Here is a 19,741-nt window from a genome sequence, read left to right as displayed (position 1 = left end):
CAGCGGCACGGGTGGACAGGCGGCCTTCGGCGCGAGCCTCAGCCATCGCGTCGCCCCGGTGCCGCCGCTCCCCGGACTCCCGAACGGGGCCGAGGCGTAGGCGCGTCGGGGCGCGTCCCGCTCAACGGGGTCCGGGCGGGCCGGCCGGTGGGCGCCGGCGCGCGATCGGCTGGCCGGTCCCCAGCTCGGTCCGTGCCTGAGCGCTCTCAGGGCCCCGGGACCGCGCCGCCGCCCTGGAGGCGTTCCAGGTCCGAGGGGCGGACCTGGATCACGAGGAGGGCGATCACCGCGGCGACGGCGGTGAAGATCGCGGCCGTGACGAAGGCGGCGGAGACTCCCGCGGCCAGGATCTGGTCGGCGTACTGCGCCGGCAGCTGCCCGGTGCGCTGGAAGCGCAGCCGTTCCCCCGGGGTCGCCTGGGAGAGGAAGGCGGGGATCTGTCTGCCCGCCTCGTTGTTGCTGGCCGTGCCGAACATCGTGACGAGGATGGACAGTCCGAGGGAACCGCCCACCTGCTGGGTGGCGTTGAGCAGTCCGGAGGCGGCGCCGGTCTCCTGGACGGGCACGTTGGACAGCGCCATCAGCGTCAGGGACACGAACTCCATGCCCATGCCCAGGCTGAAGACCAGCATCGGCCCGAGGATGCTGCCCGCGTAGGTGGAGTCGACGTCGGTCAGCGTCAGCCAGGCGAGGCCCCCCGCGGCCAGGATCGCGCCCGTCACCATGAAGGGCTTCGGCCCGTACTTCGGCAGGAGTTGGGAGGCCAGGCCGGCGCCGACCGCGATGACGGCGCTCACCGGCAGGAAGGCCAGTCCGGCCTGGAGGGGGCTGAAGTCCAGCACGTCCTGCACGAAGAGGGTGAGGAAGAAGAACATGCCGAAGATCGCGGCGGCGAGGCTGAGCATGATGCCGTAGGTGCCCGCGCGGTTGCGGTCGGCGAACATGTGCAGCGGGGTGATCGGCTGCCGGGAACGCCGCTCGATCAGCACGAACAGCGCGAGGAACAGGACGGCGGCGCCGAACGAGGCGAGCGTGAACGGGTCGCGCCAGCCTTCCTGCGCGGCCCTGATGAACCCGTACACGAGCAGCACCATGCCGATGGTGGAGGCGAGGGCGCCCGCGATGTCGAAGTGTCCGGGGCGGCGTTCGGACTCGCGGATCCAGCGCGGGGTGGCGAGCGCGATCAGCAGGCCGATGGGCACGTTGACGAAGAGCACCCAGCGCCAGTTGAGCCATTCGACCAGCATGCCGCCCGCCAGCAGACCGATGGCGCCGCCGCCGGCCGAGACGGCGGCGAACACCCCGAACGCCCGGTTGCGTGCCGGGCCTTCGCGGAAGGTCGTGCTGATGAGGGCGAGGGAGGTCGGTGAGGCGATGGCGCCGCCGACTCCCTGGAGGGCGCGGGCGGCGAGGAGTTGCCAGGAGTTCTGGGACAGCCCGCCGAGGAGTGAGGCGAGCGCGAACAGCAGCACGCCGAAGACGAACACGCGCCGCCGGCCCAGGATGTCGCCCATCCTGCCGCCCAGGAGCAGGAGCCCGCCGAAGGTGAGGGTGTAGGCGTTGACGACCCACGACAGGCTGGTCGTGGAGAAGTCCAGCGCGCGCTGGATCTCCGGCAGGGCGATGTTCACGATGGTGATGTCGAGCACCACCATGAGCTGGCAGGAGGCGATGACCAGCAGCGCCATGCCGTTGCCGCGGCCGTCCTCACCCCGCGCCTCTCGCGGGGTCGTCGCCCGTGCTTCGGGGGTCGGCTCGGTTTCGCTCATCGCATCGCGCCGTGGCGGGGGTTGGGTGGCTGGTGCGTCCGCCACCATTCGACCGTACGCCGGTGCCGTACGGCCCTCCAGTCGATCACGGGTCCGGGGTGCTGACCTGTGCGGACGATCCGCCGGCGGGGCGGTCAGCCGGTGGCGGGGGCGATGTTCTGGTTGGCGTGGAAGAAGTTGTCCGGGTCGTAGGTCCGCTTGGCGGCGGCGAGCCGGTCGTAGTGGCCGCGGTAGGTGGAGCGGACCCGGTCCGGGCTCTCCCCCTCGCCGATGAAGTTGATGTACGAGCCGCCCATGGAGTGCGGGTGCAGGTCCGTCCAGTAGTCGACGGTCCACCGCCGTATCGCGTCGGCGTTGGCGGGGTCCGGGTCGATGCCCGCGATCACCCCGGACCACACGGCGTCGCGGTAGGCCCAGGCCGTGTCGTCCGGTCCGGCGTCGTGGGCGGCGGCGTCCACCGGGTACAGGTGCATCAGGGAGAGCGGGGTGGGCAGCTTCTCGCCGTACTCGTGGTGCACGTCGATCGCGCCGTCGGTGATCCGGTCGAAGAAGTCGCCGCGCCAGTACCACTGGTAGCCCTTGGGGATCAGCGCGTCGAACATGCTCTGGAGCGCCGGGTAGGGCAGGGGCGTGGTGAAGTGGAAGGCGGGCGGCGCGGGATCGCCGACGACTTCGAGGGCCCGTTCCAGGCCCTCGCCCGCGAGGCCGCCGGTGGCGCACCAGACGACGCCGCACATCTTCCGCCCGTGGATCTCCTGCGGGAAGGGCGGGCCGGGCGGGATTTCGAGGAGGGTGAAGAAGCCGTACAGGTCGCGGGGTGCGGCGGGCAGGAACTCCCGGTACCAGCGCAGGACTTCGGGCGTGCGGTCGACGGACCACACCGTGACCGCGACCCCGACGGTGTCCACCGGGTGCAGCCGGAAGGTGAACGAGGTGACGACGCCGAAGTTCCCGCCGCCGCCCCGCAGCGCCCAGAACAGGTCGGGGTGTTCGTCCGCGGAGGCGGTGACGAAGGTGCCGTCGGCGAGGACCACGTCGGCGGAGAGCAGGCTGTCGGCGGTGAGGCCGAAGGCGCGGGTCAGATAGCCGTGGCCGCCGCCGAGGGTGAGCCCGCCCACGCCGGTCATCGAGATGATGCCGGCCGGTACGCCGAGGCCGAACGTGTGGGCCGCGTGGTCCAGGTCGCCGAGCTGGGCGCCGCCGGCGACCTCGGCGGTGCGCGCGGCCGGGTCCACGCGCACACCGCGCAGGGCCGACAGGTCGAGCACGAGCGCGTCGTCGACCATGCACAGGCCGGGTCCGCTGTGCCCGCCGCCGCGCACGGCGAGTTCGACCCCGCTGTCCCGCGCGACGGAGAGGACGGTCCGCACGTCGGCGACGTCGGCGCAGCGGGCGATGGCCGCAGGACGCCGGTCGATCATGGCGTTGTAGATGCTGCGGGCGTCGTCGTAGCCCGGGTCCTGCTCGGTGATGACGGGCCCCCGCAGCCCTTCGCGCAGACCTTCCAGTGCCGTACCGCTGATGCCGCCCATGATCGGGACCCCTCTGTGCGACGGTGGACCGCCGGTCACGGCGCCTGACGTCCGGGCGGGTCGCGGGGGCGTGGTGCGGTGATCCGGTCGCACCGCGTGTCGATCGCGTCTCTTCGGGGGCGGGACGCACCGGTCCCGCCTGCTCCCAGTCTTCACCCGTCCCCGCACGGGCGCACGTCGGTCGGCGGGCGGCCGCGCCCGCCGGTCCCCTCCCGCGCCCGCCGGTCCCCTCCCGCGCCCGCCGGTCCCCTCCCGCGCCCGCCGGGTGCCCCGCCCCGTGGCCGCACAACTGCGTTTGCTACGCTCCCGGAGCCTCCCGCGGGGGAAGTCCGGTGAGAGTCCGGCGCTGACCCGCAACGGTGTGCGCGCGGCCCGTCCGGTCCGTCGCGTGAGCCCGATCGCCCGTGGTGGCAGCGACCCGTTGACTGCTCGCCGCGGACTGCGAGAGGGGACCCGCGACCGCACGCGGTCCTGGGCTGTCTCTCCCGTCCGGTCCGACGGCGGCCCCAGGTGAAGGACCGCCCGCCCGTGCACCGAAGCCCGCCACGGACACCGACCGCGCGCCCGGGGTCGGCGCGCCTGCCGGTCGGACCGCTCGCCGTCGGCCTCGGACTGCTGCTGCTGGTGTCGCTGGTCTGCGGTGTGGGGCTGGGCGCCGCCGGGATCGGCTGGGGCGAGGTCCTGCGGCTGCTGTGGGCGGGCCTGACCGGCGGGAGCATCGAAGCCCGCGACGTGGCGGCCTACACGATCGTCTGGGAGATCCGGCTGCCGCGCGCCGTGCTGGGCGCCGTGGCCGGCGCGGGACTGGCGGCCGTCGGGGTGGCCGTGCAGGCGATGGTGCGCAACGCGCTCGCCGATCCGTTCGTGCTCGGCATCTCCTCCGGCGCCGCGGTCGGCGCCAACGCGGTGATCCTGCTGGGGGTGTTCGCGGGACTCGGGGTGTGGGCGCTGTCCCTGTCCGCCTTCGCGTCGGCGCTCGCGGCGACGGCGCTGGTGTACGCGATGGCCCGCTCGCCGCACGGGCTGACCCCGCTGCGGCTGATCCTGACGGGGACGGCACTGGCGTACGGCTTCCAGGCGCTCACCACCGTGATGGTGTTCGGCGCGTCCCGGGGCGAGGCGGCGCGCACGGCGATGATGTGGCTGCTGGGCAGCCTCGGGGGCGCGACGTGGGCGCAGGTGCCGCTGGCCGGGGCGGCCGTGCTGGCCGGGTGGGGGTGGCTGCGCCGCCGGTCCGAGGCGCTCAACGCGCTCGCGATGGGCGACGAGACGTCGGCCGCGCTGGGGGTCCGGCCGTCGGTGCTGCGGCGGGAGCTGTTCCTGGTGACGGCCGCGGTGACCGGGACGGTGGTGGCGGTCAGCGGGGCGATCGGGTTCGTCGGGCTGATGGTGCCTCATGTCGCGCGGATGCTGGTGGGGGCCGATCACCGCCGGGTGCTGGCGGTGGCGCCGCTCGCCGGGGCCGTGCTGCTGGTGTGGGCTGACCTGCTGTCCCGGCTCGTGCTCGCGCCCGTCGAACTGCCCGTCGGGGTGATCACCGCGGTGGTGGGGGTGCCCGCCTTCCTGCTGCTGATGCGGCGCGGCGGCTACGCGTTCGGGGGGCGGTGACCGTGCGGCTGGACATCGAGGGCGTGACGGTGGAGGCGGCCGGGGCACGGCTGGTCGACGGCATGCGGCTCGCCGTGGACAGCGGGGCGTTCGTCGGCCTGGTCGGGCCGAACGGCAGCGGCAAGTCCACCCTGCTGCGGTGCGTGTACCGGGCGCTGCGGCCGGACGGCGGCGTGGTACGGCTGGACGGCGAGGACGTACGAACGATGACGCCGCGGGCGACGGCCCGGGTGCTGGCGGCGCTGCCGCAGGAGTCGTCGGCCGAGTTCGACTTCACCGTCGGTGAGGTGGTGGCGATGGGGCGGCTGCCGCACCGGGAACGCTCGGCGGCGGCCGACCGGGAGATCTGCGCGGCGGCCATGGACCGCACGGGCGTCGCGCACCTGGCGGACCGCGGGTTCCTGACGCTGTCCGGCGGGGAGAGGCAGCGCGTGCTCATCGCACGGGCGCTCGCCCAGCAGCCGCGGGTGCTCGTCCTGGACGAGCCCACCAACCACCTCGACATCGCGCACCAGTTGGACGTGCTGTCCCTGGTGCGCTCCAGCGGCCTGACCGTGCTGGCCGCCCTGCACGACCTGAATCTGGCCGCCGCGCACTGCGATGTGCTGTACGTCGTCGCCGACGGGCGGGTGGTGGCCGGCGGCGCCCCGCACGACGTCCTGCGACCGGCGCTGCTGGCCGAGGTGTTCGGGGTGCGCGCGCATCCCGTGCGGCACCCGGAGACGGGCGCCGTCCAGCTGCTGTTCGATCTGCTCCCGCCCACGTAAGGACCCCGTCCATGCGCACGTTCCGCGTCACCGCCCTGTGCCTCGCCTCGGTTCTCGCCCTCTCCGGCTGCGGCGCCGAGGTCGAGCCGCCCGCCGGGGCCTCGTCCACGGCCGCCGCGAAGAACGCCGCGGTGACCCTCACCAACTGCGGCCGGAAGGTCACCTTCGACAAGGTCCCCGAGCGCGTGGTCACCAACGACGTCGGCATCACCGAGCTGATGTTCGCCCTCGGTCTGGAGGACCGCATGGCCGGGTTCGCGATGCCCGAGGACAAGGGCGATCTGCGCAACGTGCCGTGGAAGGCCGGCTACGACAAGGTGAAGTGGCTGTCGAAGGGCCAGCTGACGAGGGAGAACGTCCTCGACGCCCGCGCCGACATGGTCTTCGCCGGCTGGAACTACGGCTTCCGGGAGGAGGGCGGCTTCACACCCGAGGCGCTGAAGAAGCTCGGCATCGCGTCGTACGTCCTCACCGAGTCCTGCCGCAACGGCCGGGCGGGCGACGCCCGCGGCATCATGCCGCCGCTGGAGGCGCTCTACACCGATCTCACCAACCTCGGGAAGCTGTTCGGCGTCCAGGAGCGGGCCGCCGCGCTGGTCGCCGGGTTCAGGGAGCGGATCGCCGCCGTAGTGGCGAAGGCGCCCCGGGGCGCGGACCGGCCGAGGGTGTTCCTCTACGACAGCGGGCAGGAGCAGCCGCTCACCTCGGGCCGCTACGCCGCCCCCGAGCAGATCATCAGCGCGGCGGGCGGCGTGAACATCATGCGCGACCTCAAGGACTCCTGGACTGCGGTGGGTTGGGAGAGCGTCGTCGAGCGCGATCCGGAGATCATCGTGATCGTCGACTACGGCGACGTGAGCGCCGGGCAGAAGCGGGCGTTCCTGCTGTCCTATCCGGCGCTGCGCAAGGTGTCCGCGGTCAGGAACAAGCGGATCTTCGTGCTCGACTACGCCGACCTGGTCGAGAGCCCGCGCAACGCGTCGGCCGTCGCCCGCCTCGGCGCCTATGTGCGCACGGTGGCCGGCGGGCGCTGATCAGCAGCGCTCGAAGTGGCTCGGTCTGCCGTCGCGCGTGACGAGGCGGCCGAGCTGTTCGGCCCGTGCCCGGGGCATGAGGGTCCAGCCGCCGTCGGGCTCGCGCAGGGCGGCCGAGTGCCAGGGCGTGGTCCAGGCGTCGGGGCCGTCCAGGAGCCGGATGCCGAACTTGGGGGCGCCGGCCGGCTGGGGGTGGATCGACAGGCGTACGGCGCCGGGGTGCTGCTCGGCGATGAGCGCGCCCCAGGCCCGGCTGCGCTGGATGACACCGTACGCGCGGCTGCGGCACGCGCGTTGGAGCGCGGAGCGGGTGCCGGTGAAGTCCGCGGTGTCCTCGACCAGGAAGCGGGTGATGCCCCGGTACAGGGCGAGGGTGGCGGCGTCGTCGCGGACCTCCGCGCGCAGGGCGTCCAGGGCGGGGGCGTGGCGGTCGTGGACATGGGCGCGTTTGGCGTCGTGCGGGAGGTCGCCGAGGACGTCGCGCAGGTCGAAGACGGACAGGTGCCGCGCCCCCGACCGTCCTATGAGTACGCGCAGTTCGTCGGCGTAGGCGTCGATGTGCTCGTCGGGGACGCGGATCAGGTCGCCGAAGACATGGCCGTCGGAGCAGATGACGACCCGGGCGCCGGGCGGGTGGACGCGCCGGATGTCCGCGCACAGGGTGTCGAGGAAGCGCAGGGAGAGGCGTTCGCCCTGGTCCGGCAGGTGCCCGAGGACCTTCGCGGGGTTGGGCGACTTGCAGGGGAACCCGGGCAGGGTGAACACCACGGGCTCACCCGCCCGCACGAACGCGTCGATGCCGTGCAGTTGGTGGCCGAACGCCCCGGGTGCGCCGGGGGTGCGGTCGGTGGTGCGGTGGTGGGGCAGCAGGATGTCCAGGACGGCGGCGCTGGTACGGCTCGTGGCACGGGTGTCGGATGCGGTCGTCGGCGGCATGGGGGCTCCGTACGGGCATGGCGGCGGGGCGCCGCGGCTGTGCGCCGGGCGCGGGCGCCGCGTGGCTCGGGGTGGGGGCGGGGCGGGCAGTCAGCGGCGGCGGTCGTAGGCGACGGGGAGTTCGCGGGTGCCGCGGCCGAGGACGGCGGGGATCCACGCGAGGTCGTCGTCCCCGACCGCGAGACGCAGGCCGGGCAGGCGCGTGAGCAACGTGCCGAGGGCGATGCGCAGTTCGGCTCGGGCGAGGGCGGCGCCGGGGCAGAAGTGGATGCCGTGGCCGAAGGCGAGATGGGGGTTGGGGCTGCGGTCGAGGTCGAGGGTGTCGGGGTCGGGGAAGCGGCGCGGGTCGCGGTTGGCCGCGCACAGGGAGACGATCACGGAGTCGCCTGCCGGTACGGGCGTGCCGTGCAGGTCGCTGTCCCGGTCGAAGAAGCGCCAGGTCGTCAGCTCGAAGGCGCTGTCGTGGCGCAGGAGTTCCTCGACCGCCCGGGGCAGCAGGGCGGGGTCCTCGCGCAGCCGGGCGAGCTGGCGGGGGTTGCGGAAGAGGGCGACGAGGGCGGTCGTGATCTGGTTGGTGACCGGTTCCTGGCCCGCCACCAGCAACTGGAAGATCATGGAGTCCCGTTCCTCGGGCGTCAGTTCGCCCTGGTCGCAGGCCGCCGTGAGCCGGCCGAGGAGGTCCACGTCCCCCTGGCGCCGCTTGTGGGCGACGACGTCGGCGATGTAGCTCTGGAGTCCGTGCAGCCGCGCCTCGTAGCGGGCCCGCCCGGGGTCCGCCGGTCCGACCGGCTGGACGACCTTGCCCCAGTCGCGGTCGAAGCGGGCGGACAACTCGGGCGGCAGGCCGATGACTTCGGCGAGGACCTGGAAGGGGAAGTGCGCGGCGAACCCGGCGACGAGGTCGGCGGGCCCGGTGTCCGGCAGCGCGTCGACCAGCCGGTCCGCGAGGACCTGGAAGCGGGGCAGCAGCGCGTCGACGCGGCGCGGCGCGAAGGCGTCCGTGACCTGGCCGCGCATCCGGGTGTGCCGGGGCGGGTCCTGGTGGAGCAGATGCACCTGGAGCTGGGAGTGCTGGGGCTCGGGCATGATCGAGGCGCGGGCGCGCCAGCGGTCGTTGCCCCGGTCGTGGTTCTTGCCGAGCCGGTCGTCGTTGAGGGCGGCGTGGGCGGCGTCGTAGCCGGTCACGAGCCAGGCGCGGACCCCGCTCGGGAAGAGGACGCGGTGGACGGGACCCGCGTCGCGCATCCGCTCGTACAGCGGATAGGGGTCGGCCTTGTAGGGGCAGCCCATCAGCGGCACCGGGTCGGTGAGCGGCTGCGGTTCCTGCGCGGTCATGGGCGGTGGCGCTCCTCAGAGGGCGAGTTCGGGCTTGTGGTGGTCGAGCCACAGGGCGAGGTCGACGACGCGTTCGAGGCGCAGGCGGTGCCCCCAGCGAAGCTGCTCGGGCGGGGTGTCGAGGCAGGGCTTGAGGCGGGTCTCGTCCGCCAGCGCGCGGACCTGCTCGACGGCCAGGGCGTCGCGGGCGAGGTTCTGCAGGCCGCGGTTGTAGTCGGGGTGGTGGGTGGCCGGGTAGTGGTTCTTCGGGCGGTGCAGCACCGACTCGGGCACGAGCCCGGTTCCGGCGGCGCGCAGCAGGCTCTTCTCGCGGCCGTCGAAGCTCTTCAGCGCCCAGGGCGCGTCGAAGGCGTACTCGACGAGCCGGTGGTCGCAGTACGGGACGCGGACCTCCAGACCGTGCGCCATGCTCAACCGGTCCTTGCGGTGCAGCAGTTGGCGCAGCCAGCGGGTCAGCGACAGGTGCTGCATCTCGCGCCCGCGGTGCTCGCCGGGGCTCTCGTCGTCGAGGTGGGGCACGGCCGCGAGCGCGCTGCGGTAGGTGTCGGCGCGGAACTCCCCGATGTGCAGGTCGAGTTCGGGGTGCAGCGGCATGGCGGCCTCGTCGCCGGTGACCAGCAGCCAGGGGAAGGTGTCGGCGCCCAGGGCCTCGGGGTCGTGGAACCAGGGGTAGCCGCCGAAGACCTCGTCGGCCGCCTCGCCGGACAGGGCGACGGCGGAGTGCTCCCTGATCCGCCCGAACAGCAGGTACAGCGAGGTGTCCATGTCGCCCACGCCGATGGGCGAGTCGCGGGCGGCGACGACGGCCCTGCGGTGCTCCGGGTCGAGCAGCGCGAGGGGGTCGAGGACGACCGTGCTGTGGTCGGTGCCGACGAACGCGCCGGCCTCGGCGGCGTACGGGGTGTCGTGGCCGGTGCGCAGGACGTCGCCGGTGAAGTGCTCGGCCTGGTCGCTGTAGTCGACGGCGTAGGTGCGCAGCCGGGCGTCCGGGCCCTCGCGCAGCCGGAGTTCGTCGGCGAGCAGGGCGACCAGGACGCTGGAGTCGATGCCGCCGGACAGCAGGGCGCACAGGGGGACGTCGGCCTCCAGCTGTCCGCGGGCGGCGGAGCCGACGAGCGCGCCGACGCGGTCCACGGTGGCGTCCCGGTCGTCGCGGTGGCGTCCCGCCTCCAACTGCCAGTAGCGCCGTTCGCGGATGCCGCCGCGGTCCAGGACGAGCACGGCGCCCGGCTCCACCTCCCGCACTCCGGACCAGATCGTCGGCCCGGTGTTGAACAGCAGGCTGTACGCCTCGCGCAGGCCGTCCGCGTCGACCCGGGGCCGTATCTCGGGGTGGGCGAAGAGGGCCTTGGGCTCGGAGGCGAAGGCGAGTCCGCCGTCGACGGCCGCCCAGAACAGGGGTTTGACGCCGAGCCGGTCGCGGACGAGGAGCAGCCGCTGGGCGCGCTCGTCCCAGACGGCGAAGGCGAACATGCCCTCCAGGTGCTCGGCGGCGTCCTCGCCCCACTCGGCGTGGGCGCGCAGCACGACCTCGGTGTCGCTGCGGGTCTCGAAGCGGTGCCCGAGGGCGCGCAGCCGGGCCCGCAGTTCGTGGTGGTTGTAGATCTCGCCGCTGTAGGTGAGCACGGCGGTCGGCGCGTGCGGCCGGTCGGTCATCGGCTGCGTGCCGCCCTCGGGGTCGAGGACGGCGAGCCGGCGGTGGCCGATCGCCGCGTGCTCCCCGAGCCAGACACCGCCCGCGTCCGGTCCGCGCGGGGCGAGGCTCGCGGTCATGGCCTCGATGGCCGGGGTCCGGGTGCGGGCGTCGCTGTGGAAGGACACCCAGCCGGTGATTCCGCACATGGAAGGCTCCTGGGTCGTTCAGGTGGGGACGTGGTCGCGGGGGCCGGGCTCCGGGACCGGTCCGCCGGCGGGGCGCCGGTGGTCGAAGGCGATCAGCGGATCGCCGGTGAGGGGGTGGTCCACGACGGTCGCCCGGACGCCGAACACCTCGGCCAGCAGGTCGGGGCGCAGCACCTGGCGGGGTGGTCCGGAGGCGATCACCCGGCCGTCGTGCAGGACGTGCAGCCGGTCGCACACGGAGGCGGCGGCGTTGAGGTCGTGCAGCGACACGAGGGTGGTACGGCGGGCTGCGCGCAGCAGGGCGAGCAGTTCGACCTGGTGGCGGATGTCGAGGTGGTTGGTGGGTTCGTCCAGGACGAGGACGTCGGGCTGCTGGGCGAAGGCGCGGGCCAGCAGGACGCGTTGGCGTTCGCCGCCGGACAGTTCGCTGAAGCGGCGCCCGGTGTGGTGGGTCATGCCGACGTCGGCGAGGGCGCGGGCGACGATCTCCCGGTCGGTGGCGTCCTCCCCGGCGAAGGCCCGCTTGTAGGGCGTACGGCCCATGGCGACGACCTCGTGGACGCTGAGTTCGAAGTCGCCGCCCCGCTCCTGGGGCAGCGCGGCGACGTGCCGGGCCGCCTGGGCGGGTGCCAGCCGGCGCAGGTCGGTGCCGGACAGCAGGACCCGTCCGGCGTGCGGTGTGAGGTGGCGGTAGACGGTGCGCAGCAGGGTGGACTTGCCGCTGCCGTTGGGGCCGACGAGTCCCGTGATCTCGCCGTCGGCCGCGATCAGCCGGGCGCCCGCGACGACCGTACGGCCGGCGTAGGCGACGTGCAGGTCCTCGATGTCGATCCTCATCGCACGCTCCCCGGGCGCCGGTCCAGCAGATACAGCAGGGCCGGTGCCCCGATCAGCGAGGTGACGACGCCGACGGGCAGCTCCTGGGTGTCCATGGCCGTACGGCAGGCGATGTCGACGACGACCAGCAGGAGCGCCCCGAACAGGGCGGACAGGGGCAGCAGTCGGCGGTGGTCGCCGCCGACGACCAGCCGGCAGGCGTGCGGCACCATGAGCGCGACGAACGCGATCGCGCCGGAGACGGCGACGAGGACGCCGGTCAACAGGCTGGTGAGGGTGAAGAGTTCCCGGCGCAGGCGGCTCGCGTCCACGCCCAGTCCGGCCGCCGTCTCGTCGCCCATGGTGAGCGCGTTGAGGCCGCGGGCGCGGGCCAGCAGCCACAGCAGCGCGCCGGGCACGGCGACGGCGGGCGCGGCGAGCAGCGGCCAACTGGCGCCGCTCAGGCTGCCCATGAGCCAGAAGAGCACGCTGCGGGTCTGCTGCTCGTCTCCGGCCTGGAGCACGAGGTAGCTGGTGAAGCCGGACAGGAACTGTCCGATGGCCACGCCGGCGAGCACCAGCCGCAGGGGCGCGAAGCCCTCGCGGCGCCGGGCCACGGTCCACACCAGCGCGAAGGTGGCGAGGGCCCCCGCGAACGCGGCGCCGGAGAGCCCGAGTCCGAGGGCGCCGCCGGTGCCGAGGCCGAGGACGATCGCGGCGACCGCGCCGAGCGAGGCGCCGTTGGAGATGCCGAGGAAGTAGGGGTCGGCGAGCGGGTTGCGCACCAGGGCCTGCATGGCGGTGCCGCACAGGCCGAGCCCGGCGCCGACGAGGGCGGCCAGCAGGGCGCGCGGGAGACGCAGTTGCCAGACGATCAGGTCGTCGGTGCCGGGGCGGGGCGCCTCGCCGGACAGGCGGCGCAGCACCACGCCCCACACCTCCCCGGCCGGGATGGCGGTGGAGCCCCGGGACACGGCGACCGTGAGGGCGGCGAGCAGGGCCGCGGCGAGGGCCAGCGCGAGCGGCCCGGCGGGCACGGACCGCGTGCGCGGCCCCGGGGCGTCGCCCTCACGGCCGCGGGTGTCCTCGCGGGCCGGCAGGGTGTCGGTCACGGCCGGCCGATCCTGCCCGGGTACAGCGTCTTCGCGATCTCCTCGACGGTGTCGGCGTTGGAGACCCCGCCGATGGTGGTCCGCTCGGAGCCGATGCGCAGGAATCGGCCTTCCTTGACGGCCTTGAGGCCCTTGGTGGCGGCGTTGGTCTCCAGCCACCGCCGCGCCTCGTCGAACGCCTTGTCGTTGGCGGCCTTGTCGCCCCGGTTGCGCACGCCGAGCTGGATCCAGTCCGGGTTCTTCGCGATCACGTCCTCCCAGCCGACCGGCCGGTAGTCGCCGTCGCAGTCGGCGAAGACGTTGCGTGCGCCCGCGAGGGTGATGACCGCGTTGGCGATCTGGCGGTTGCAGAAGGCGATGGGCTGCTTGGTGCCGGCGTCGTAGTCGAAGAAGAAGTACGTGGGCCGCTCGGCCTCGGGGGTGGCGCCGACCGCCTTGCGCACCGCGTCCACCTTGGTGCGCATCGCGGTGACGAGTTCCTCGGCCTTCGCGCGCCTGCCGGTGATCGCGCCGAGGGTGGTGACGTCGTCCTGGACGGCGGACAGGTCGGTCAGGGGCTGCTTCTTCGCCGCGGCGCAGGCGGTGGACTTCAGGAAGGTGTGCTTGATGCCCGCGGCCTTGAACTCCGCCTCGGACGGCGACTCCCCCATGCCCGCCATGTTCATGGAGGCGAAGCTGTCGATGTACAGGTCGGCGCCGGAGCCGAGGAGCTTCTCCTTGGGGATGACGGCCTTGCCGAGCACCTTCACGCGCTGGGCGCGTGCGTCGAGTCCGCCCGGGAAGGCGCCCTTGCCGGGCGGGAACCCGGTGCCCATCACCAGGTCGTCGGCGCCGAGCCGCAGCAGCAGTTCGAGGCTGGAGGCGTTGCTGGTGACGATGTTCTTCGGGGCCGAGGTGAAGGTGGTGCGGGCGCCCTTGCAGTCGGTGACGGTGACCGGGTAGCCCGCCGCGCCGTCCTTGCCGGCGGCCGCGGCACCGGACGTACCGCCGTCGCCCCCGCCGCCGCAGCCCGCCGCCAACAGGCCGCCGAGCGTCACGGCGGCCGTGGCCCGCCCCATACGAGAACGCATTGCAACTCCCCTGGATCCACTGGATGCGCGGGGCGGATCAGCGCCGCCCGGTCCAGTAGTCGGGGCGGACCCGGTGTCAGTTCCCGGAGGTGGTGACCGACACCGGGCCACGGCTCACGCCGCGACGGGGACCGGCTCGGGGACGGCGAGCGGCTCCGGCACGGTCACGGCCACCGTGTCCGCGCCCGCCTCGGCCGCCGCGAGCAGCTCGACGAGAGCCGCGCGGGCGCGGGCCACCCGGGAGCGGACCGTCCCCACGGGGCAGTCGCACAGGGCGGCCGCCTCCGCGTACGGCAGCCCGGCCAGCTGCGTCAGCACGAACGCCTCACGGCGCTCGGCGGGCAGCGCGTCCAGCAGGTCGAGCAGGGCGACGCCGTCGTCGAAGCCGGGCAGGCCGGCCGGCTGGGCGCGTTCCGCCACGAGCGTCCAGTCGTCGGTGTCGCACAGCCGCGGCCGGGCCGCGGCGTAGCGGTGGCTGTCGATCACCGCGCGGCGCGCGATGGACAGCAGCCACGCGCGCGCCGAGGAGCGGCCCTCGAACCGGTGCAGGCTGCCGAGCGCGCGCAGGAAGGTGTCCTGGGCGAGGTCGTCGGCGGCCTGCGGGTCGGCGGAGAGGTGCGCGACGTACCGGACGACGTCGCGGTGCAGCGAGCGGACGAAGCGGTCGGCGGCCTCGGGGTCGCCGCCGCGTGCGGCCAGCGCCCACGCGGTCGTCGACTCGTCGCACCGGGCCGCCGGGGAAGTGCCGTCCCCCGTGGCGTGCCGCACGCGGCTCGCGTGCGGGGAGGGCGGGGCAGGAGTGATCACCTGAGTCCTTCTCGGGTAGACCGGACTCCGGTGCGGCGGCGGGTACGGCGGCAGGGCCGCCCGGTGAGGGGCGGGTGCGGGCGTGGGTGCCGCGGCCACCGGAGGGGTTCCGGGGTGCGGGACACGGCCGCACGGCAGGTGCGGCCGCGGACCCGGGGCGGGCCCGCGTCGACGGATCGACAGGCGTGCCGTGGTGCCTCGGGATACCGGCTGTCTCAGACGACAGCGGTCCCGGCCGGGGGTCCCCTTGAGGTGATCGTGTGGACGAGCGGCAGCAGCCGCGGCGCCCGTTCGGAGCGGGCGCGGCGCGGCACGGGCCGCGGGGGGTGCGCCGGCGCGGGCGGGGCCAGGGGGAGGTTCAGCGGTGCGGCCAGCCAGCCCGCCACGGCCCGCAGGATGCGGAACGCGGCCCGTTCGCCGTGGGCCAGCCACAGGCCGCACAGCAGCGCCGCGAGGGTGTGTGCGGCCAACATGCCGAACGACGACATGCCGGCCATGTCGTGGCTCATGCCACCCATGGCGCCCGAGCCTGTGGGGTCCGACCCCATGGTTCCCGCACCCATGGTGCCGGAGCCCATGGTGCCGGAGCCCATGGTGCCGGAGGCCATGGTGCCAGCACCCATGTGGGCACCACCCATGGAGCTCATGCCCATGGGGTCGGCGCCGCCGGGCATGGCGCCCATGTCCTGTCCGGAGTTCCCCGAGGGCTGCGCGAGTTCGAAGACCCCGTGCAGCCCGCCCTGGGCGGCGACGACGACGGAGACGATGAGGAGCAGTCCGCGCTCCCGGCCCGCCAGGCACCAGCCGGCCCCGCCGGTGGCGAGGAGGCCGACCGCGAGCGACCACCACGGGACGCCGGCGCCGGACATCAGGACGTGGCCGAGCGCGGCCAGCACGACGCAGACGGACGCGAACACCGCGGCCCGTATCGCGCGCACACTCCACCCAACTGTCATGACGGCCCTCATCCTCGCATCCTGGGCCTGCTCGTCATGGAGGGGTACGCGCGACACCCCCGTCCCCTACTCAAGCCCAGAAGAGTGATACAGGACACATCGACGTCAGGGAACCACGCGTGCCGCCCGTCCGACTTCCTGTGGGACCGCGCGTGTCACGCGCCGGTGCCGGGACGGACGACCCGTGCCTGCACCTCGATCCGCCCGGAACGCTCGAAGTACAGCGTGAACGGCACGTAGGTGCCCTCCTCCCAGCCCCGCCCCGCGCGCATCGTCACATCGAGCCCGAACGGGGACATGGCGACCACGGTCCGGGCCGGGATCGGTGCCGAGTCCACCGCCCCCGAGGCGGCGGCCGTCTTGTTGATCATCCGGTGGCGGCTGAGCACGGTGCCGCCCGCCACGGCGGGCGAGGTCACCTTCAGGAGCCGGTCCTCGGCCCCGCCCGAATTGGTGATCCGGAAGAACGCGGCGGTGTCGCGGACGTCCCCGTACGGCAGCAGGACGCGTCCGTCGCCGACCTCGATACGGGCGGGGCTGCCGGCGTTGCCCGTGCTCACCCAGGTGGTCAGGCCGCCCAGGGCGACACTGCACGCGGCGATCGGCGCGAGCGCGGCCCGGAAGCCCTCGGCGGCCCGGCGCCGGCTGAAACGCCAGGAACGGCCGTCGGGGGCAGGGGCGTCGGAGGCGGGGGTCATCGGAGTCCTCCCGGGACTGCGGGCCGGCGGCGGGCGCGGGCGGGGCGGGGCTGCCAGGCCCGCAGCCGCAGGCTGTTGCCCACGACGAGCAGCGAGCTGACCGACATGGCCACGGCGGCGACCATCGGATTGAGCAGTCCGACCATGGCGAGCGGGACGGTGACGGCGTTGTAGCCGAAGGCCCACCACAGATTGGCGCGAATGGTGCCCAGGCTGCGCCGGGCGAGCCGTACGGCGTCCACGAGGGCCTCGATGTCGCCGCGGACCAGGGTCACGTCCGCGGCACCGATGGCGACGTCCGTGCCGGTGCCCATGGCGATGCCGAGGTCGGCACCGGCGAGCGCCGCCGCGTCGTTGACGCCGTCCCCGACGACCGCGACCCGGCGCCCCCGCTCGCGCAACTCCTCGACGAGGCGCGCCTTGTCCTCGGGGGTGCGGCGCGCGTGCACCTCCTCGATGCCGAGCGCGTCGGCGACGGCGCGGGCCGGTGCCTCGCGGTCGCCGGTGGCGAGCACGGGGTGCACTCCGAGCCGGCGCAGCCGCTCCACGGCCCGGTAGCTGCCGGGCCGCACCACGTCCCCGACCTCGATCAGCGCCTGCGCCTCGCCGTCGACGCGCACGAGGACCGGCGTGCGCGCGGCGGCCTCCGCGACCGGCAGGGCGTCCGCCAGGGCCGCGGGCAACTCCTCGTCGGGCGCGAGGACTTCGACCAGCCGGCCCTCGACCCGCCCGCGCACGCCCCGGCCCGGCTCGGCGTGGAAGTCCCGCACCTCGGGCAGCGGCCCCTGCTCCGCGAGGACCCTGCGGGCGTGGGCGGTGATCGCGCGGCCGAGCGGGTGCTCCGAGCCCTGTTCCACGGCACCGGCCAGACGCAGCACGGCGTCCTTGCCGGGGCCGCCGGGCACGGCGGTGACCCGGGCGACGCTCATGTGCCCGGTGGTGAGGGTGCCGGTCTTGTCCAGCACGACGGTGTCGATGTGGTGGAGCCCTTCGAGGGCCTGCGGGCCGCGCACCAGGACACCGAGTTGGGCACCGCGTCCGGTGGCGGCCATCAGCGCCGTCGGCGTGGCCAGGCCCAGGGCGCACGGGCAGGCCACGACCAGCACGGCGACGCACGCGGTGATCGCCGCCTGGGGGTCGGCGCCGGCCCCGAGCCAGAAGCCGAGCACCGTGACGGCCAGGGCCAGCACGACGGGGACGAACACCCCGGCAACGGAGTCCGCGAGCCGCTGCGCACGCGCCTTGCCCGCCTGAGCCTCCGTCACCAGCTGTGTGATGCGGGCGAGTTGGGTGTCGGCGCCCACGGCGGTGGCGCGGACGAGCAGGAGTCCGCCCTCGTTGACGGCTCCGCCGACCACCGCGGAGCCGGGGCCGACCTCGATCGGTTCGCTCTCGCCGGTGACCAGTGACAGATCGACGGCTGAATTGCCCTCCACCACCTGGCCGTCGGTCGCGACGCGCTCGCCGGGGCGCACGGCGAAGGTCCGCCCGACGGTCAACTCCTCGATCGGCACCAGGCGTTCGGTGCCGTCGTCGTCGCGTACGGCCACCTCCTTCGCGGCGAGCCGGGCCAGCGAGCGCAGCGCCGCTCCGGTGCCGTGGCGTGCGCGGGCCTCCAGGAAGCGCCCGGCCAGCACGAACAGCGGTACGCCGACGGCCGCTTCGAGATACACGTGGGCGACGCCGTCCGACGCCGAGGGGAGCAGGCTGAACGGCATGGTCATGCCGGGCGTGCCCGCCCCGCCGAGGAACAGGGCGTAGGTCGACCAGGCGAAGGACGCGATCACGCCGAGCGACACCAGCGTGTCCATCGTGGCCGTGGAGTGCCGCAGCCCGCGCAGCGCCCGGGTGTGGAAGGGCCAGGCACTCCACACGGCGACGGGCGTCGCGAGGACGAAGCACAGCCACTGCCAGTTGCGGAACTGCCAGGCGGGCACCATCGACAGGAGCAGCACCGGGGTCGCCAGCAGCGCGGTCACGAGCAGTCGGGTGCGGTCCGGGCGGGCGTCCTCGGCCGCCTCCTCGTCCGCGGGCGGGGACGCCGCGGGGGGCTCGGGCAGCGCGGCGGTGTACCCGGCCTGCTCGACGGCCGCCACCAGGTCCTCGGGGCTGATCCGGGGCGGATGGCTCACCCTGGCCTGCCCGGTGGCGAGGTTGACGGTCGCGCTCACGCCTTCCAGCCTGGCGAGCTTCTTCTCCACCCGCCGCACACAGGCGGCGCAGGTCATGCCGCCGACGCTCACGTCGGTGACGGTCATCAGGGGTGCCGGTTCGGTCGCCATCAGCCGCCGCCCCCGTGCCGCATCCGCATCTTGCTCTTGTCGAGCCCGCCGCCGTCGTCGGCTCCCGTGCCGTACATGCCGGGCGCGACGGGCCCGGCGGTGGCTCCGACGGCGTACGACGCCGTGAAGACGAGTACGAGCAGCAGCAGGAACCCGCAGAGGGCGGGTGGCGGCGCGAGCCTGCGCACCGCCGCACCCGCCCCGGGAGCGGACTGCTGGGGTTGTTTCATCACCGGCCTCCTGAAGCACTTTCTGTCACAGGAGTCGGACGCGGGGGACGGCGAGTTCCCGCCCGCCGACGGTCCGGGCGACGGCGGGGCGGGCCCGGGTTCAGGTCGGGGCGGTCTCGTCCTGCCGGTACCGGTGCCGGAGGCAGGAGGCGACGACCACGAAGGGCCACAGGGACTGGATGGCGGTCACCAGGCGCTCGGCGACACCGGCGGCCCCCTGGAGGTGCAGCTCGACCAGGAACCAGACGGCGGAGAGAAGCATCAGCAGGGTCGCGGCGACGGCGGGCGCCGGGCGCAGTCCCCAGGGGGCGCCGTCGCGGCGCCGGGCGGCCAGCACCGGCCAGACCGCCAGCAGCGTGAAGCCGATCGCCGTGACCGTGCCGTGCCGGAGGGAGCCTCCGCTGCTGGGCGGCGGGATGAGCGCCACCACACATGCCGTCACACCGCCCGCGCCGAGGGCCAGCCGTCCGGCGGGCGCGGCCGGCCGCAGCCCGAGCGCGGTGAGGAGATGGCAGACGCCGAGTCCGGCCAGGGCCAGGGTCATCACCCAGAAGCCCGAGGACCCGTATGCCGCGAGGGTGCTGATGGTCTCGGTGGCCGGGTCGTACGCGGGCCCTTCGAGCCGCGCGGCGATGGCCCAGCCGCCGATCAGTACGGCCGGCGCGCATCCCGATGACACCAGAGCCCATTTCGGCACATGTCGCATCAATCAACCGTAAGTCGCCGCCGCCCACCGGCCAGACACCCACACGCGCGCCCACGGCACCCCTTCGCCGCCCCGACGGCGAAGGGCGGCAGCGGCAGCACCCCCGAGAACCCGGCGGACTGCCCGTGGTGTGCCGCCGCGCGACGCGGAACCGGTCGCCGCCGAGCCGGGCACGACGCCACCTCGCCGCCCGGACCCCTGTGCCCTGTCTGTCCCGGGTGCCCCCTCGGACGGCGACCGG

At 74.3% G+C, this 19,741-nt stretch carries 17 protein-coding genes; 3 read left to right on the top strand and 14 right to left on the bottom strand.

The features are described 5' to 3' along the window. Positions 1-206: 206 nt before the first annotated feature. Positions 207-1,688 carry an MFS transporter gene (locus SZN_RS09805; protein ID WP_007493804.1) on the bottom strand — a complete coding sequence of 494 codons (1,482 nt, stop codon included), beginning with the start codon at positions 1,686-1,688 and terminating at the stop codon, positions 207-209. A gap of 215 nt (positions 1,689-1,903) precedes the next feature. Beyond that, positions 1,904-3,301 (bottom strand): FAD-binding oxidoreductase, encoded by a 1,398-nt coding sequence (locus tag SZN_RS09800; RefSeq protein ID WP_007493803.1) that lies wholly within the window; start codon positions 3,299-3,301, stop codon positions 1,904-1,906. Positions 3,302-3,829: 528 nt separating this feature from the next. On the opposite strand from SZN_RS09800, the gene SZN_RS09795 reads away from it, so the two are divergent. The 3 genes from SZN_RS09795 to SZN_RS09785 are packed head-to-tail and all read left to right on the top strand — an operon-like array spanning position 3,830 to position 6,710. Further along, positions 3,830-4,909: a FecCD family ABC transporter permease gene (locus SZN_RS09795; protein ID WP_007493801.1), complete on the top strand. Its 1,080-nt coding sequence runs from the start codon at positions 3,830-3,832 to the stop codon at positions 4,907-4,909. A 2-nt stretch (positions 4,910-4,911) separates the two neighbouring features. Continuing rightward, the gene (locus tag SZN_RS09790) at positions 4,912-5,676 is read left to right on the top strand and encodes an ABC transporter ATP-binding protein (RefSeq protein WP_043729590.1); all 765 of its coding nucleotides are present in this window, start codon (positions 4,912-4,914) and stop codon (positions 5,674-5,676) included. 11 nt (positions 5,677-5,687) lie between these two features. After that, positions 5,688-6,710, top strand: coding sequence for an ABC transporter substrate-binding protein (locus tag SZN_RS09785; RefSeq protein WP_007493798.1), 1,023 nt, complete (start codon positions 5,688-5,690; stop codon positions 6,708-6,710). On the opposite strand, the gene SZN_RS09780 is transcribed toward SZN_RS09785, so the two are convergent. From SZN_RS09780 to SZN_RS09725, 12 genes are all read right to left on the bottom strand, one after another. Further along, complete coding sequence (locus SZN_RS09780) at positions 6,711-7,646, bottom strand: L-tyrosine/L-tryptophan isonitrile synthase family protein (RefSeq protein WP_007493797.1); 936 nt, start codon at positions 7,644-7,646, stop codon at positions 6,711-6,713. 90 nt (positions 7,647-7,736) lie between these two features. After that, on the bottom strand, positions 7,737-8,981 hold the full coding sequence (locus SZN_RS09775; RefSeq protein ID WP_007493796.1) for a cytochrome P450 family protein: 1,245 nt from the start codon (positions 8,979-8,981) through the stop codon (positions 7,737-7,739). Positions 8,982-8,996: 15 nt separating this feature from the next. Beyond that, the gene (asnB, locus tag SZN_RS09770) at positions 8,997-10,823 is read right to left on the bottom strand and encodes an asparagine synthase (glutamine-hydrolyzing) (protein ID WP_007493795.1); all 1,827 of its coding nucleotides are present in this window, start codon (positions 10,821-10,823) and stop codon (positions 8,997-8,999) included. An 18-nt stretch (positions 10,824-10,841) separates the two neighbouring features. Beyond that, on the bottom strand, positions 10,842-11,660 hold the full coding sequence (locus tag SZN_RS09765) for an ABC transporter ATP-binding protein (protein ID WP_007493794.1): 819 nt from the start codon (positions 11,658-11,660) through the stop codon (positions 10,842-10,844). After that, entirely contained in the window at positions 11,657-12,739 is a 1,083-nt protein-coding gene (locus tag SZN_RS09760; protein WP_050815038.1) for a FecCD family ABC transporter permease, read from the bottom strand. Before SZN_RS09760 ends, SZN_RS09765 begins: the two co-directional genes overlap by 4 nt. 8 nt (positions 12,740-12,747) lie before the next feature. Further along, positions 12,748-13,821: an ABC transporter substrate-binding protein gene (locus SZN_RS09755; protein ID WP_106432632.1), complete on the bottom strand. Its 1,074-nt coding sequence runs from the start codon at positions 13,819-13,821 to the stop codon at positions 12,748-12,750. A gap of 114 nt (positions 13,822-13,935) precedes the next feature. Next, positions 13,936-14,628, bottom strand: a complete 693-nt coding sequence (locus SZN_RS09750) for a sigma-70 family RNA polymerase sigma factor (protein ID WP_007493791.1) — start codon at positions 14,626-14,628, stop codon at positions 13,936-13,938. A 215-nt stretch (positions 14,629-14,843) separates the two neighbouring features. Next, positions 14,844-15,584: a hypothetical protein gene (locus tag SZN_RS09745; protein ID WP_043729559.1), complete on the bottom strand. Its 741-nt coding sequence runs from the start codon at positions 15,582-15,584 to the stop codon at positions 14,844-14,846. Between the two features lie 155 nt (positions 15,585-15,739). Continuing rightward, positions 15,740-16,282, bottom strand: a complete 543-nt coding sequence (locus SZN_RS09740) for a copper chaperone PCu(A)C (RefSeq protein ID WP_007493789.1) — start codon at positions 16,280-16,282, stop codon at positions 15,740-15,742. After that, positions 16,279-18,564, bottom strand: coding sequence for a heavy metal translocating P-type ATPase (locus SZN_RS09735; protein ID WP_007493788.1), 2,286 nt, complete (start codon positions 18,562-18,564; stop codon positions 16,279-16,281). Before SZN_RS09735 ends, SZN_RS09740 begins: the two co-directional genes overlap by 4 nt. Beyond that, on the bottom strand, positions 18,564-18,794 hold the full coding sequence (locus SZN_RS09730; RefSeq protein WP_007493787.1) for a hypothetical protein: 231 nt from the start codon (positions 18,792-18,794) through the stop codon (positions 18,564-18,566). Before SZN_RS09730 ends, SZN_RS09735 begins: the two co-directional genes overlap by 1 nt. Before the next feature lie 100 nt (positions 18,795-18,894). After that, positions 18,895-19,500, bottom strand: coding sequence for a DUF998 domain-containing protein (locus SZN_RS09725; protein ID WP_043729555.1), 606 nt, complete (start codon positions 19,498-19,500; stop codon positions 18,895-18,897). Positions 19,501-19,741 lie beyond the last annotated feature (241 nt).

Source organism: Streptomyces zinciresistens K42, from assembly GCF_000225525.1.
GTDB lineage: Bacteria > Actinomycetota > Actinomycetes > Streptomycetales > Streptomycetaceae > Streptomyces > Streptomyces zinciresistens.
This window is presented reverse-complemented; position numbering and strand designations above follow the sequence as displayed.

Bases quoted from the DNA above. Each gene is read 5' to 3' on its own strand.
- SZN_RS09735 (WP_007493788.1), bottom strand. From the start codon at position 18,564: ATGGCGACCGAACCGGCACCCCTGATGACCGTCACCGACGTGAGCGTC.
- SZN_RS09730 (WP_007493787.1), bottom strand. From the start codon at position 18,794: ATGAAACAACCCCAGCAGTCCGCTCCCGGGGCGGGTGCGGCGGTGCGC.
- SZN_RS09740 (WP_007493789.1), bottom strand. From the start codon at position 16,282: ATGACCCCCGCCTCCGACGCCCCTGCCCCCGACGGCCGTTCCTGGCGT.
- SZN_RS09725 (WP_043729555.1), bottom strand. From the start codon at position 19,500: ATGCGACATGTGCCGAAATGGGCTCTGGTGTCATCGGGATGCGCGCCG.
- asnB (WP_007493795.1), bottom strand. From the start codon at position 10,823: ATGTGCGGAATCACCGGCTGGGTGTCCTTCCACAGCGACGCCCGCACC.
- SZN_RS09755 (WP_106432632.1), bottom strand. From the start codon at position 13,821: ATGCGTTCTCGTATGGGGCGGGCCACGGCCGCCGTGACGCTCGGCGGC.
- SZN_RS09765 (WP_007493794.1), bottom strand. From the start codon at position 11,660: ATGAGGATCGACATCGAGGACCTGCACGTCGCCTACGCCGGCCGTACG.
- SZN_RS09780 (WP_007493797.1), bottom strand. From the start codon at position 7,646: ATGCCGCCGACGACCGCATCCGACACCCGTGCCACGAGCCGTACCAGC.
- SZN_RS09800 (WP_007493803.1), bottom strand. From the start codon at position 3,301: ATGGGCGGCATCAGCGGTACGGCACTGGAAGGTCTGCGCGAAGGGCTG.
- SZN_RS09785 (WP_007493798.1), top strand. From the start codon at position 5,688: ATGCGCACGTTCCGCGTCACCGCCCTGTGCCTCGCCTCGGTTCTCGCC.
- SZN_RS09745 (WP_043729559.1), bottom strand. From the start codon at position 15,584: ATGACAGTTGGGTGGAGTGTGCGCGCGATACGGGCCGCGGTGTTCGCG.
- SZN_RS09805 (WP_007493804.1), bottom strand. From the start codon at position 1,688: ATGGCGCTGCTGGTCATCGCCTCCTGCCAGCTCATGGTGGTGCTCGAC.
- SZN_RS09775 (WP_007493796.1), bottom strand. From the start codon at position 8,981: ATGACCGCGCAGGAACCGCAGCCGCTCACCGACCCGGTGCCGCTGATG.